Genomic DNA, 14399 nt, shown 5'->3' on the forward strand with positions numbered 1-14399 from the left:
TACCCACGAAATGGAAATATTCAACATCTTTTTTTCCCTGTTGAATATGAATAATATTATCTTGCAATGAGGGGGCACTGACTATGATGAATTATATTTGGGCAGGGATGCTTGTTTTAGGGATTTTGTTTGCAGTCATTAACGGAAGGCTGAATGAGTTCAGTGAAGGACTTATGAAAAGCTGCACCGACGGAGTCTATTTTATCATCGGACTTGCGGGCATCATGGCTGTTTGGTCGGGGATTATGAATATTGCCAAAGAAACGGGCTTAATTGATTTTGTGGCAAATAAAACAAAACCCTTTATCCGATTTCTGTTCCCTCTGGGACTCAAAAAAGACACTGTCGCGATGATCTTGATGAGCTTTACCGCAAATCTATTCGGAGCTGGTAATAGTGCTACTGTATTTTCCATCAGGGCGATGTCGATGCTGGATGCGGAGAACCAGAAACGGGAACGTGCAAGCAATGCGATGTGCATGTTTATTGCTGTCAATATGTCTATGGTTCAGCTGGTTCCTATTACTGTTGTAAAGCTGCGAAGTGAAGCAGGCTCAATCAACTCTGGAAGCATCATCATCCCTGGTATCTTAGCGGGACTTGTATCCATGGCAGCATCTATCCTGGTATGTAAATTCTATGAGAGGAAGAGCATATGATTGCATCGGTTCTCAGTCAGGTATCGTTGTTTTTTATCCCCGGAATCATAACCATTGTCGTGTTTTACGGTATTTACAAAAGGGCGCCGGTTTATGATCTTTTTATTGACGGGGCGAAGGAAGGACTAAAAACGGCAATGGAGTTGCTGCCGTTTATCATAGCTATTTTTATCGGAATAGAAGCGCTCGTAAGTTCGGGTGCTATGAAATTTTTGGAAGATCTCCTTGGGCCATTCTTTCAATTGATCGGAATCCCCAAAGAACTGATTTCACTCATTTTACTCAGACCGGTATCGGGCAGCGGATCCCTTGTTTTAGTGGAAAGAATCATAACTGATTATGGACCGGACAGCTTTGTTGGCAGATCTGCTTCTGTGATGGTAGGCAGCTGTGAGACCATATTTTATGTGCTGGCGGTATACTTCGGTGTTACTTCAGTCAAAAATATCAGGCATTCCTTCTCTGCAGGGATGATTGGTTACATTGTCGGGATTTTTGCTTCACTTTTGGCTTGCATGTATATTTGATTTGTCAGCAGGGGATAATTGAAAGAAGAGAGAAGGAAGTCTTGATTAAATATGTTTTTTGTCCCCCTTTAGCATAAAACGAAGACTTCTTTCTTTTTATCATAATATCAGATCGTTGCTTCAATATTTCAACTCTGTTCCTCAATTGGAGAAAGTGTGGAGTATGTGGGTCAGAATTTCTGATCTCGATTCTCACACTTTTATTATGTGTCTTTTCAGAGACGGACTAGGAAATCATAAAATTAAAAAAAGCATCAAAAAGAAATAGCCAGAATTAAGGAACTATGAAAATCAGCAAATAGGGGATGGTCAGTTTTTCATACTGACAAGTATGAGCTAATTATAGCAATTTTTGATTAATATTTTTTAATTGAAAATAGGAAACAATAAAGTTATACTAGATGAGTAGTGATTTTACATAAAACTAACATTCATATATATTGGAGGAAAGCAGTGGCAAAATTTTTAGTTGATAAGAGCGGCCCATTACACGGAGAGGTGGAAATCAGCGGTTCGAAAAATGCAGTACTGCCAATTATGGCAGCAGCTATACTGACAGAAGAAAACTGTCACATCCTTGATGCACCTGTTTTAAGAGACGTTGATGTAATGTGCAAGCTGCTTGGCAGCATCGGCTCTGAGGTAAAAGCAGATTATGCAAATAACGTAGTTGAAATAGAAACGAAAAATATTATCGCGAAAGAAGCCCCATATGAACTGGTTAAGAAGATGAGAGCATCGATACTGGTCATGGGGCCGCTTCTTGCAAGAACAGGTAGAGCTAGAATTGCACTTCCTGGGGGGTGTGCCATCGGCGCAAGGCCCATCAACCTCCATTTGAAGGGTTTTCAGGCATTAGGCGCAGAAATAGAGGAAGGACATGGTTATGTGGAAGCTAAGGCTGAAAAACTGATTGGAGCCAACGTATACCTGGACTTTCCAAGCGTAGGTGCTACTGAAAACATTATGATGGCCGCAGTTTTGGCAGAAGGTACAACGATCATCGAAAATGTAGCGGAAGAACCTGAAATTGTTGATCTGGCAAACTTTTTAAACAAGATGGGAGCCAAAATCAAAGGAGCAGGAACTGATACAATAAAAATCGAAGGTGTTGAGCGATTGCATGGAACAAAACATGCTGTTATTCCGGATCGAATCGAAACTGGTACTTTTATGGTAGCCGCAGCGATTACAAGAGGGAACGTCTTGATTAAGAATGTTGTACCGGACCACGTAAAACCCGTGATTGCCAAACTGAAAGAATGTGGTGCGGTAATTGAAGATGGGGATGATGGAATGCGCGTGAGAGGAGATATCAATCCGCTCATAGCAACGGATATTAAAACACTCCCTTATCCTGGGTTTCCGACAGATATGCAGTCCCAATTTATGGCACTTTTGACCACGGTCTCTGGCCCCAGCGTTGTGATAGAAACCGTATTTGAAAACCGATACATGCACATCGGTGAATTGAACCGGATGGGAGCAAATATAAAAATAGAGGGAAGAAGCGCGATTATGCCGGGGGATAGAAATCTTCAGGGTGCGCAGGTTATTTCGACGGATTTAAGAGCGGGAGCTGCGTTGGTTCTGGCAGGGCTGATGGCAGAGGGTACGACTGAAATTTCTGAGGTTTATCATATTGAACGCGGCTATGAAGACTTTATTGAGAAATTCAAAAAACTGGGAGCATCCATTAGAAGAATTGAAGACTAAGACACAAGTATTAATAAAATAACAAAGACACACTAACAAAGACAATTATAATAAAGCGGATGATTCTAGTAAAGAAATCATATATCAAAAAAACCGGGATGGTAATCTCCGGTTTTTTTATTTTAAGAAAAAGTACATTGATTTAAGAAACAAAGTGCGCTGATCTAAGAAACGGAGGTTTTGTTTTTTATTAATAAACTTCGACGCCGGTGTAAAAGTGGGTTAGAATCTGTTTGTAATTGTAACCCGCTTGTGCCATTCCATTGGCGCCGTATTGGCTCATGCCTACGCCGTGGCCATAGCCATCGGTGGTAAAGACAACCGTATCACCCTGTACTGATACGGTGAAATCTGCTGATCGCAGTCCGAAAAGATCTCGCATATCCCTTCCTTTCATAGTAAGGTTTCCAATTTGAAGCGAGGCAACACGTCCTCCTTCACTTCGTTCGAGGACCTTCACTGTGCCGGCTGATACCGTGCCAAGATCCTTTCCAGGGTTTGCTTTCTTCACTTTTTGCTTAAACTCAGAAAGGGGAATCTCTACCTGTTCTGCCTGATGGGGAGCAGCTGTTTCATAGGGACTGTCTACACTTCTGAGATAAGGCACTGCCGATACGAATACATCTTCGGAGTTTTCTGTTTTACCTCCGCTGGAAGAGTGAAACAATGGCTGCTCAACAAGCGCACCTTGATAGTACATCAACTGTCCTTTTGTGCTGTTTACAGCATCCTGTATTTTCGGCCAACCGGTTGCCATCCACTCAGCCGATTTGATTTTTTCCAATTCACCGGGACTGCGGTATACCTGACAGTGAACATCATCACAGACCGGTGCGGATGGGTGATTGGCAGGGTTGCCCCGAACGACCTTTGATAGGGAGTAGGTTCTGGCAGCCACGGCTTGCGCCTTTAGGGCTTCCAATTCAAAATTGGCAGGCATTTCTCCTGCCACAACCCCCATAACGTAGTCTTCAAAGGCTATGGACTCTGTTTTTCCGGTAGCGGTGCGGTAGACGTTTATGGTATCGGGGACATTCATGCTTTCCTGTTTTGGAGGTGACTCCGGCGGAATTTCTACCCGCTCATCCGTTTCCGGATACAAGCTTACCAGAGCAAGAGGTAAAACGATCAAACAAAAAATCACCGCTGAGCAAATAACGGCGAATGATTTCAAAAGATATCCTTTGCGCTTCATTTTAATTCCTCCATTGTGCCTGTCTCAATCCTCTTTATAAATATGTACGGTAAAGTATATGAATCAGAGGATAAAATCATGCCAGATGGAGTATGCAAAAGGGAACGCCGCTCTATGGGCGAAAAAAAAACGCCAACCAGGCTACGGATGGCGTTTTTACGACTTAATACATATCAAATTATTCCTTATCGGATTCGGTTTCATCATCGATTTTTTCTTCGAGAACCTTTTCGTATTCTGCGAAAATAGCATCTTTGATTTTGTTGCGTGTTTCGGAAACCAATGGGTGCGCGATGTCTCTGAAATCTCCTTCGCCCATTTTTCTACTAGGCATTGCGATGAATAAACCATTTTGGCCTTCAATGATCTTAATGTCGTGGACTACGAATTCATCGTCAAAAGTGACGGAGACGACAGCTTTCATCTTGCCTTCATCATTTACTTTTCGGACTCTTACATCAGTTATTTTCATACTGAAACCACCCTTTCCTGCCCAACTAAATTCCGATATACAAAAATATGTATATTACATGCCAACATTATACAGGAGTTAACAAAATCTTACAAGTTTTTTTTGTAAAAAATCAGACTATTCGGAAAAACCTCTATGCTTTTCTCATTTTCATCTACAGAACCCAGGTAAATCAACGGGAAATAGTCGGATATTTTCTTCTTTTGCGGTTCCATTGACGCAATGACTACGCCTGTTCCAACGATTTCAATATCAAATTCTGCAAGCATATCAGAGACGCCTTTTACACTGCCGCCGGCACGCATAAAATCATCGATGATAATTGCTTTTGAGCCGGGAGTCACAGCTCGTTTTGAAATAGACATCTTTTGGATCCTTTCTGCTGACCCAGAAAAATAGTTGATACTGACTGTGGAACCTTCAGAAATTTTACTCTCTCTGCGAATCACCACCAAAGGCAAGTTGAGCATATGCGCTGTCATGAGGGCGACAGGAATGCCCTTTGTTTCTATTGTGACGACATAATCTGCACCCAGGTTAATAAATCTACGTGCAAAAATTTCACCCGCTCGCTTTGTAATATTGGAATCAAACATAAGATCTGAGGTATATAAAAATCCGCTTCCAAGAATTCGGTTCTTGTCCCTAAGCTTCTCGCAGAGCTGATTTAATGTTTTCTCTGCTTCCGTATCTGAGATATAGGGGATGAGCTTCACTCCGCCGCCTGCGCCTGCTGTGGTTTCTATCAAGCCAAGATCAATGCCTTCCAGTATACTTTTTGCAGACTGGATATCCTCACTGATACTTGATTTTGCAGACTGAAATAAGTCGCAGAAGTAGCCCAGCGAATACAATCTATTGGGATTTTCGGATAAAATTTTGATGATAGCGCCTACTCTTTCTGTTCGTTTCATCAGTAACATCCTCCATATGATACGAATATAATTGGTTTATGAGGTGATTTTATTCGTTTTTTGTTATTTTGTCAAATTCACAGCATTTTTTTTTAACAATTGTGGTATAATCGTTTGTATGCAGTTTTCTTCGGTTGGCATCAAAGTGCACCGACTCTGCAGAAACATTGGAAAAAATGGAAGCACTGATGTAATAAAATGTGCGCAGATGGTGCGCATGGAATTTGATCAGCGTTTCCCTAATATAGATGGAGGAATAGAATGCTGAATCTTAAAAATTTCAAGCATGTACATTGTATTGGTATTGGGGGCATTGGCCTCAGTGCTATAGCAGAAATCTTTCTTTCAAGAGGATACTCAGTTTCGGGTTCTGATATGAAGGAGAGCGAAATTACGGAAAAACTTGCGGCACAGGGAGCATCAGTTTACCTTGGCCACGATGGGAATAACATAAAAGGTGCGGATCTAGTCGTGTTTTCTGCGGCAGTTTCTCAGGATAATCCTGAGATTACAGAAGCAGAAGCGCTGGGAATTCCAACGGCATCCAGAGCAGCAGTTCTCGGTTCTTTGATGAAAGAGTATGAGAACAGCATTGCTGTTGCCGGAACACACGGAAAAACGACGACCACTTCCATGATTTCCTTAATCCTTGAAAAAGCTCAAAAGGATCCAACGATTCTCGTCGGGGGAAACTTGCAGGAAATTAGCGGAAATGTAAAAGTAGGGGGCAGTGAATATTTTATAACGGAAGCTTGTGAGTATATGGATAGTTTCCTGAGTCTGCATCCTAAAATTGAAATCATCCTGAATATTGACTCAGACCATCTGGATTATTTCAAGGATATCGAACATATCGCAAATTCTTTTGAGCAGTTTGCGGGCCTGGTACCTAAGGACGGAACGGTAATTGCCTATGATGCAAATCCTTTTGTAAACAGCATCTTGAAGGGACTAAACAGCAATGTGGTTACCTTTGGATTCAATGAGCATTGTGATTACTTTGCTTCAGAAATAGAATTCAATTCTTTTGGCATGCCATCCTTTCAAATTCATCATTCTGGTAAGATCCTTTGTACGATCCAGCTTTCTATACCGGGAGAACATAACATTGCGAATGCTTTGGCGGCGTTTGCGTGCTGTCATGGTCTTGGCGTTCAGATTGAATCCATCGTCTCAACACTGGAAGGATACACAGGAACACAGAGAAGATTTGACGTGATTGGTATCACAAAAAATAACATTAAGATTGTTGATGATTATGCACATCATCCGACGGAAATTAAGGCAACGCTGAAAGCAGCCCAGAATGTGCCGCATAATGATCTTTGGTGCTTGTTCCAGCCCCATACTTACACGAGAACACTTGCTTTATTTGATGAATTTGCTGAATCTTTTGATGCAGCAGATAAAATCATAATGGCTGAGATTTATGCTGCGCGGGAAAAAAATATTTATAAGATCAGTTCCAAGGAATTGGTTAATGAAATCAAGCGAGTTCAGCCGGAAAAAGACGTCTATTACTTCGCAAATTTCGAGGAGATTGCTAGTTTCGTCATAAATAATGCGCAGAGTGGAGACTTAGTCATCACAATGGGAGCAGGAGACATCTATAAGGTTGCTGAGATTATACTTGAAAAGGATAGGCTGCTATAGCCTATTTTCTTTTTCAGAAGGCATTTGAATTTGTCCGTGCAAAAAAAGGAAATGCTTGTTTTTAGTTACAAATATGGTGGGGCGGTACCATGCCCCGCTTATTTTCTGCTTTTTGAATGGCTGATAAAGTGGTATAATAGTTCCGTCTATCTTTAAGATAATCGAAGGCTGTAATATATTATAAAAAAGAATAACTTGGAGGGTTAGCATGAAAGAGCTGTTGGAATATGAAGAACTGGAAAGAAAAAGGTATGAGATCAACCTGAAGCATCTTTCAAACGGCGTCAAATTCATAGATTTAAAGGCAGCATATATTGATGAGCGTGTAATCATCGGCAAGGGAACGATTGTTTATCCCGGAGTCATCCTGGAAGGCACAACGCAGATCGGTGAGGCTTGTATCATTGGCCAAAATTCACGCATTGTCAATTCAGAAGTGGGCGACAGTTCTGAGATTCAGAGCTCTGTTATATTGGAAAGCAAGGTGGGCAATAATACTAGCGTCGGCCCCTTTGCATATCTGCGGCCAGGCAGCAGACTGGGAGACCATGTGAAGGTGGGGGATTTTGTTGAGGTTAAGAATTCATCCATCGGAAACGGTTCAAAAGCGTCCCATCTTACCTATGTAGGAGACTCCGATATCGGAGAGGATGTCAATCTGGGCTGCGGAGTGGTTTTCGTAAACTATGACGGAAAGAATAAGCATCGTTCTGTTGTAAAAGATGGGTCCTTTGTGGGCTGCAATGTGAACATCGTATCTCCAGTAGTTGTGGAGGAAGGGGCTTACATTGCCGCAGGAACGACGGTAACACATGATGTGCCGAAAGGCGCGCTTTGCGTTGGCAGAGCGAAGGAAAAGAATATCGAAGGCTGGGTAGCAAGAAGAGGATTAATCAGTAAGAAAAAGTAGCGCATCATTCATTTTTTCTAAAGAAATGAGGATGGCGGCATAAGGACACTCGGATAAAAAGGGAAATCCGAAAAATTCACATAAGAAACCAATCGAGAAAGAGGTGTAGTAATGAAGAACGGGGTCTTCACAGATTTTAAAATTTTTTCGGGAAATTCGAACCATGAATTAGCGGAGGAAATTGCTTCTATTATGGGCAAGCCCCTTGGCAAGTCAACAGTAAGCAAATTCAGCGACGGTGAAATTTCCGTAAGTTTATGGGAAACGGTCAGAGGGATCGACACATACATAGTTCAATCCACCTGTGATCCTGTAAACGACAGTCTAATGGAGCTTTGCATCATGATTGATGCTATGAAGAGGGCATCAGCGGGAAGGATCAATGCAGTTATTCCGTATTATGGTTATGCCAGACAGGACCGGAAAGCAAAAGCAAGAGATCCAATTACCGCTAAGCTTGTGGCAGACATCATCACCAGTGCAGGAGCTGATAGAGTTGTCACCATGGACCTCCATGCTCCTCAGATTCAGGGGTATTTTAATATCCCGGTGGATCATCTCCTGGGAATGCCAATTCTGGTGAAATACTTTAGAGAGATGAGGCTGGATGATCTGGTTGTTGTATCTCCGGATCACGGAAGTGTGACCAGAGCCAGAAATATGGCCCATCCGCTGGATGCTCCCATCGCCATCGTCGACAAAAGAAGACCCAAAGCGAATGTTTCGGAAATTATGAATATTATCGGTGATATTGAAGGGAAGAATGTAATTCTTGTGGACGATATGATCGATACTGCAGGTACCATAACCAATGCAGCAAACGCAATGAAGGATATGGGGGCTAAGGAAGTTTACGCCTGTGCGACACACCCCGTTCTGTCGGGACCGGCCATCGAAAGAATTCAGGAGTCTGCAATCAAAGAGTTGGTGCTCCTGAACACCATTCCTCTAGCTGCGGAAAAGAAGACGGATAAAGTAAAGCTGCTGTCTGTTGCTCCGCTCTTTGCTGAAGCGATGATCCGAATCTTTACCAATGATTCGATCAGCAGACTATTCGATTAAAAACTGACAGGTGACACTATGTACGTAATAGTAGGGCTTGGAAATCCCGGTAAAAAGTATGAAAACACAAAGCATAATATCGGCTTCATTACCGTGGATTTTCTGGCTGAACGAAATAACATCAAGATCAATAAAATTAAACATAAGGCTCTGGTGGGGGAAGGCACGATTGCAGGCCATAAGGTACTGCTGGTCAAGCCGCAAACCTATATGAACCTGAGCGGGAACAGCGTGCGCGAAATCATGGACTACTACAAAGCAGATATCGATAAGCTGGTGGTCATCTATGATGACGTGGATATTCCTATGGGAAGCTTAAGGATCAGAAAAAAGGGGAGCGCCGGCACCCATAACGGCATGAGGTCAATCATCTATGATCTGCAGGAAGACGGCTTCCCTAGGGTCAGAATCGGAATCGGTGCGGATAAAAAAATACCCCTTGCGGGTTACGTTCTGGGAGGCTTCGGTAAAGAGGAAGCCAAACTGATGGAGGATACGGTTGCACGAGCTGCAAGCTCCGTCGAATGTATCCTTGAAAAAGGAATAGATATCGCCATGGGCGAATACAATGTTACGAGGCCGGCATGTCCTCCGCCTCGTTGAAATGAGCAGCGGGAAAGAAAATTTTCTCGAGTCGAAAATTTTCTGCTGATACACGATAAAACATCTGCTGAAAGGGAAACAAAGGAAGATGAGTGACAGAGTCAGAGGCGGCAAATTTTATGAAATAAAGACTCTGGCGAAAAGCGCCAAGGGAATCATCAACCTATCAGGAATCTCCGAAGGACGGGCTATGCCCGTCGCATCGCTGATTCTAAACGAAAGAGGCGGGCAATGTCTGATTATTACCTCCTCCTATGTAAAAGCGAAAAGGTTGGCTGAGGACCTTTCTTTTTTTGTGGATAAAAAGATATTTGTAATTCCAGAAGAAGAACAGCTCTTTCTTCAGTATGAAGCGAAAAGTCACGGGATTATGGAAGAACGCCTTGCAGCATTGAAGGCCCTGTTATCCGGAGAAAGCTGCGTGATTATCGCCCCGGTGATGGGCGCGGTCAAGAAGCTGGCACCTAAGAGAATTTTCAGTGAGAATACAATAGGCTTCTCTCTTGGCGATGAGACAGATCTGGAGCAGATTAAGAGAAAGCTCACTTATATGGGGTATGAAAGGGCGTCTTATATTGAGTCCAAAGGACAATATAGTATTAGAGGCGGAATCATTGATATCTACCCAGCTGACTGCACATATCCGTACCGCATTGAGTTGTTCGGAACAGAGGTGGATTCGATCAGAACCTTTGATCCGGTTTCTCAGCGCTCCGTTGAGAATATGAAATCTGCTGAAATTTATCCGGCTGAGCAGATGGTTCAAGAGGAAAACCTGTTTCGCATTGCGGCAGATAAGCTGACAAAAGCCTACGACACTTATGCTAAGAGGCTTGAAGGTGCGCAAAAGGAACGGTTGCTTCAGCGAAAAACTCGTTTGCTGGATTACATTGAAAATACCACCAACGTACAGCTGCTTGAAAACTATATCCACTATTTTTATGAGGATACGGAATACCTGTGGGATTACATGGAAAAGGACAGCGTCATTATGCTGGAAGATCCCGACAGGATCAGAGAAGTGTTAGATTCCCGGGAAAAAGAGGACAAAGAAGATTTTAAAACGATCCTTGAGCGGGGTGAAGCCGTTCCGGGTGACTATAAAGCATTTTCATCAAAAGCCGATCTTGAAGCGGTGTATCATTACAGCCCTCTGTTTTTGTTCACGCCATTTCAGAAGCAACTGAGGGGTCTTGACAGGCTGGATACCAGTCTCCAGCTTACTTCCAAGCAGGCACCTGTTTTTAACGGAAGAATGGATTTTCTTGAGACAGATCTGAAAGGATACCTGAAGCAGGGATATGATATTACCATCGTCTGTGCCACGGAAGAGCGGATTGAGAATCTTAGGAACTTCATTGAACGATTTGATCTGTCGCACCAGATCAAGCTTGCCAAGGGCAACTTGACATCGGGAATGGAATACCCTGAGGAGAAACTTGTCTACCTGTGGGACGGCGATATTTTTACAACCCAGAAGCATCGCAAACCAAAGGGCTCCGAGAAAAAGAAGGGCAAACCCATAAAGACCTTTACGGACATTCGCAAAGGGGATTATGTGGTTCATGAAAATCATGGAATCGGCAAATTTGTGGGTGTTGAACAGCTCGTCATCCAGAAGGTCAAAAAGGATTATCTGAAAATAAAATATGCCGGTGAGGATATGCTGTACGTTCCTGTGGAACAGATGGATATGATCCAAAAGTATGTAGGCGCAGACGGAAGCACACCGAAGATCAATAAATTGTCAGGAGGAGATTGGAAGAAGGTCAAAGCCAAAGCCAAAGCGGCCATTGCCAATATGGCAAAAGAACTCTTGGAACTTTCTGCAGAACGGAAAACAAGAGGGGGGCATGCCTTTTCAAGCGACTCCATATGGCAGAAAGAATTCGAGGATATGTTTCCTTACGAAGAGACGGCAGATCAGCTCCGATGCATAAAAGAGATCAAGGCGGATATGGAGCGGCCTTTGTCCATGGAACGGCTTCTTTGCGGGGATGTGGGCTATGGCAAAACCGAAGTTGCAGCGCGAGCAGTCTTTAAATGTGTTTCTGACGGGAAACAAGCTGCCGTACTGGTGCCTACCACAATACTGGCAAACCAGCATTACTATACGTTCAAGGATCGGTTTGAACGATTTCCCTTTAAGGTAGAAATGCTCAGTCGCTTTCGGAATGAAAAACAGCAGGAAACCATTATTGAAGGTGTGAAAAAGGGAAGCATCGATGTGCTTGTAGGAACACATCGCCTTCTGTCAAAGGATGTGGAATACAAGGATTTGGGGCTGCTTGTCATTGACGAGGAGCAAAGATTTGGTGTACAGCATAAGGAAGCATTGAAAAAACTGAAAAGCAATGTCGATGTATTGACTCTATCCGCGACACCGATCCCAAGAACATTGCACATGTCTCTCGTGGGGATTAAGGATATGAGCCTCCTTGAAGAGCCTCCGGAAGAACGCTATCCGGTACAGACCTATGTCCTCGAACAGGATGACGAACTGATCCGGGATGCCATCCAAAGAGAACTTGACAGGGATGGACAGGTGTATGTCGTTTACAATCGTGTTAGAGGAATCTACAAAATTGCGGCTCAGGTTTCACAGCTTGTTCCCGATGCGGTAGTGTCTGTGGGCCATGGACAGATGAATGAAAAGGAACTTGAGGATGTAATGATCGATTTTGTAAATCACGAGTCCAATGTTCTGGTGGCTACAACCATCATCGAATCAGGCATTGATATTCCCAATGTCAATACCATTATCATCTTAGACGCAGATCGGTATGGACTGTCGCAGCTCTACCAGCTGCGGGGAAGGGTAGGGCGCTCCACAAGAATGGCCTATGCCTATCTGATGTATCAGAAGGATAAAGTCCTATCTGAGCTTGCGGAAAAACGTCTCAGGGCCATCAAGGAGTTTACGGAATTCGGAGCGGGCTTCCATATCGCGATGAGGGATCTGGAAATTAGAGGGGCAGGAAATCTCCTTGGAACGGAGCAGCATGGTCATATGATGAGTATCGGCTATGAGCTGTACTGCAAGCTGGTGGATGATGCGGTGAGAGCATTGGGAGGAGAAATAGTCAATCCTGATCGAGAAGAGACCTCCATTGAACTTGATGTTTCCGCCTATATTCCCGATACCTATATTGGTGAAGAGCTTCTGAAGCTGCAGATGTATAAAAAGATTGCTGCTATTAAAGATGCGGAGGATCAGGAAGAAATCATCGACGAACTGATTGACCGCTTTGGAGAATTGCCTCAGGAGGTCATGAATTTAATCAATGTATCCTATATTCGCGCAATGGCAGAAAAATCAGGGATCTCAAGGATTCATGAAGAGCAGAAGAAGATAATCTTTGAATTTTACGATCAAAATCTGCTCCATCCGAAGAAAATAGCGAGACTTTCAGAAATATATGGAATGGCTATTTTAATTCACGCCGGTGTAAAACCATTTATTAAATGTAATTTTACAGGGAAGAATAAACTTCATCAAGTGACCACGTTTTTAAATCATTTTATGGTATAATAAATGCAGTAATCTATAGCTGCGATTATGATACAAATAAGTGCCCTGCAAATAGTACGGCTTCGATATACCGTATTATGGAAAACGCAGATGGCCATGCCATAAGAAATCATAATTTTTATGGTAGTTAAGTTACAGCATAGCATTCAAAAACAAATTGGTAGAGGAGATTTACGAATGAAGAAATTAGTAGCAATCCTTTTGGTTGCATTCCTGACTCTGGGACTTGCTGCCTGCGGCGAAAAAAGCAGTGAGGGAAAAGATCTGGTAAAGGTAGGGGAAACTACAATCAATGAGAATCAACTGGAGCAGTACATGCAGCTGGCTGCATTTATGCAGGGGATTGATTTAACACAATTTCCAGAGGACAGTATTAAGACGATCAAAGCACAGATGTTGGAAGATATGATCTCAATGAAAACAATTCGGCAATATTACGAGGATAAAGGAGAAAATCCGTTGCCAGATACCATTGAGGCAGATGCTAAGAGCTTTGTTGATGAGGCAAAGTCAACCGAAGTGGTAAAGAAATTCCTGCAGGAGAAAAAAATTGCAGATGAAACCTTGAGTGGGTTTTACTATGATCAATTTTATAGAAATGCCTATTTTGAAGAGGTAGAAGCGGGAATGGCAACAATAGATGCTGACGCAAAAGCTAATTATGATGCGAATATCAGCAATTATAATGTGGATGAAGTTACTGCAAGTCATATTCTCGTAGCCACAGAAGACACCGCTAAGGAGGTTTTGGAAAAGCTGAATGCCGGTGAGAAATTTGAGGATCTTGCAAAGGAATACGGGACTGATGGAACAAAGGATGCCGGTGGCAGTCTGGGGACCTTCGGAAGAGGACAAATGGTAAAAGAATTTGAAGATGCAGCGTTTGCAATGCAGCCAGGCGAAATCAGCGATATCGTCAAGACTGAATTTGGCTATCATATCATTAAGGTAACCGATAAGAAACAGGGAACCAAAACCTTTGATGAAGTGAAAGAATCTATTAAATCCGGCCTTGTCAGCGAGGAAGCTCAAAAGCAAATCGATGCGTTACGCGGCAAAAAAAAGATTGAATACCTGACCAAGGATTATCCTGCACCAACGAAGGAGTAGCCGAAACATAATCAGTCTATGGAATGAACATAGTGGAATACACTGA

At 42.9% G+C, this 14399-nt stretch carries 12 protein-coding genes; 9 read left to right on the forward strand and 3 right to left on the reverse strand.

The genetic code is table 11. The features are described 5' to 3' along the window. Window positions 1–83: 83 nt before the first annotated feature. From FRZ06_20575 to murA, 3 genes are all read left to right on the forward strand, one after another. Window positions 84–659: a spore maturation protein gene (locus FRZ06_20575; protein QOX65578.1), complete on the forward strand. Its 576-nt coding sequence runs from the start codon at window positions 84–86 to the stop codon at window positions 657–659. Next, window positions 656–1186, forward strand: a complete 531-nt coding sequence (locus FRZ06_20580) for a spore maturation protein (protein QOX65579.1) — start codon at window positions 656–658, stop codon at window positions 1184–1186. The genes FRZ06_20575 and FRZ06_20580 overlap by 4 nt, the downstream gene beginning before the upstream one ends. 453 nt (window positions 1187–1639) lie before the next feature. Beyond that, window positions 1640–2902: a UDP-N-acetylglucosamine 1-carboxyvinyltransferase gene (gene murA, locus FRZ06_20585; GenBank protein QOX65580.1), complete on the forward strand. Its 1263-nt coding sequence runs from the start codon at window positions 1640–1642 to the stop codon at window positions 2900–2902. A 190-nt stretch (window positions 2903–3092) separates the two neighbouring features. On the opposite strand, the gene spoIID is transcribed toward murA, so the two are convergent. From spoIID to purR, 3 genes are all read right to left on the reverse strand, one after another. Next, a complete protein-coding gene (gene spoIID / locus FRZ06_20590) occupies window positions 3093–4097 on the reverse strand; it encodes a stage II sporulation protein D (GenBank protein ID QOX65581.1) in 1005 nt (334 codons plus the stop codon). 178 nt (window positions 4098–4275) lie between these two features. Then, window positions 4276–4569 (reverse strand): septation protein SpoVG, encoded by a 294-nt coding sequence (locus tag FRZ06_20595; GenBank protein QOX65582.1) that lies wholly within the window; start codon window positions 4567–4569, stop codon window positions 4276–4278. 89 nt (window positions 4570–4658) lie between these two features. Then, entirely contained in the window at window positions 4659–5492 is an 834-nt protein-coding gene (gene purR / locus FRZ06_20600; protein QOX65583.1) for a pur operon repressor, read from the reverse strand. A 252-nt stretch (window positions 5493–5744) separates the two neighbouring features. Here purR and FRZ06_20605 point away from each other — a divergent pair, with 252 nt between their 5' ends. The 6 genes from FRZ06_20605 to FRZ06_20630 all read left to right on the forward strand — a co-directional run bounded on the left by FRZ06_20605 (window position 5745) and on the right by FRZ06_20630 (window position 14353). Continuing rightward, window positions 5745–7136 carry a UDP-N-acetylmuramate--L-alanine ligase gene (locus tag FRZ06_20605; GenBank protein ID QOX65584.1) on the forward strand — a complete coding sequence of 464 codons (1392 nt, stop codon included), beginning with the start codon at window positions 5745–5747 and terminating at the stop codon, window positions 7134–7136. Window positions 7137–7344: 208 nt separating this feature from the next. Next, window positions 7345–8046, forward strand: a complete 702-nt coding sequence (locus FRZ06_20610; protein ID QOX65585.1) for a UDP-N-acetylglucosamine diphosphorylase — start codon at window positions 7345–7347, stop codon at window positions 8044–8046. A 111-nt stretch (window positions 8047–8157) separates the two neighbouring features. After that, complete coding sequence (locus FRZ06_20615) at window positions 8158–9108, forward strand: ribose-phosphate diphosphokinase (protein QOX65586.1); 951 nt, start codon at window positions 8158–8160, stop codon at window positions 9106–9108. Between the two features lie 18 nt (window positions 9109–9126). Beyond that, the gene (locus FRZ06_20620) at window positions 9127–9711 is read left to right on the forward strand and encodes an aminoacyl-tRNA hydrolase (GenBank protein ID QOX65587.1); all 585 of its coding nucleotides are present in this window, start codon (window positions 9127–9129) and stop codon (window positions 9709–9711) included. Window positions 9712–9799: 88 nt separating this feature from the next. Continuing rightward, the gene (mfd, locus tag FRZ06_20625; GenBank protein ID QOX65588.1) at window positions 9800–13243 is read left to right on the forward strand and encodes a transcription-repair coupling factor; all 3444 of its coding nucleotides are present in this window, start codon (window positions 9800–9802) and stop codon (window positions 13241–13243) included. Between the two features lie 120 nt (window positions 13244–13363). Further along, window positions 13364–14353 carry a hypothetical protein gene (locus tag FRZ06_20630; GenBank protein QOX65589.1) on the forward strand — a complete coding sequence of 330 codons (990 nt, stop codon included), beginning with the start codon at window positions 13364–13366 and terminating at the stop codon, window positions 14351–14353. Window positions 14354–14399: the final 46 nt, after the last annotated feature.

This window comes from Clostridiales bacterium (assembly GCA_015243575.1).
Taxonomy (GTDB): Bacteria; Bacillota; Clostridia; order Peptostreptococcales; family Anaerovoracaceae; genus Anoxybacterium; species Anoxybacterium hadale.

What these genes read in the sequence shown, in the direction of transcription:
- FRZ06_20575 (QOX65578.1), top strand. Translation starts at nt 84, where the DNA reads ATGATGAATTATATTTGGGCAGGGATGCTTGTTTTAGGGATTTTGTTT.
- FRZ06_20580 (QOX65579.1), top strand. Translation starts at nt 656, where the DNA reads ATGATTGCATCGGTTCTCAGTCAGGTATCGTTGTTTTTTATCCCCGGA.
- spoIID (QOX65581.1), bottom strand. Translation starts at nt 4,097, where the DNA reads ATGAAGCGCAAAGGATATCTTTTGAAATCATTCGCCGTTATTTGCTCA.
- FRZ06_20595 (QOX65582.1), bottom strand. Translation starts at nt 4,569, where the DNA reads ATGAAAATAACTGATGTAAGAGTCCGAAAAGTAAATGATGAAGGCAAG.
- purR (QOX65583.1), bottom strand. Translation starts at nt 5,492, where the DNA reads ATGTTACTGATGAAACGAACAGAAAGAGTAGGCGCTATCATCAAAATT.
- FRZ06_20605 (QOX65584.1), top strand. Translation starts at nt 5,745, where the DNA reads ATGCTGAATCTTAAAAATTTCAAGCATGTACATTGTATTGGTATTGGG.
- FRZ06_20610 (QOX65585.1), top strand. Translation starts at nt 7,345, where the DNA reads ATGAAAGAGCTGTTGGAATATGAAGAACTGGAAAGAAAAAGGTATGAG.
- FRZ06_20615 (QOX65586.1), top strand. Translation starts at nt 8,158, where the DNA reads ATGAAGAACGGGGTCTTCACAGATTTTAAAATTTTTTCGGGAAATTCG.
- FRZ06_20620 (QOX65587.1), top strand. Translation starts at nt 9,127, where the DNA reads ATGTACGTAATAGTAGGGCTTGGAAATCCCGGTAAAAAGTATGAAAAC.
- mfd (QOX65588.1), top strand. Translation starts at nt 9,800, where the DNA reads ATGAGTGACAGAGTCAGAGGCGGCAAATTTTATGAAATAAAGACTCTG.
- FRZ06_20630 (QOX65589.1), top strand. Translation starts at nt 13,364, where the DNA reads ATGGTAGTTAAGTTACAGCATAGCATTCAAAAACAAATTGGTAGAGGA.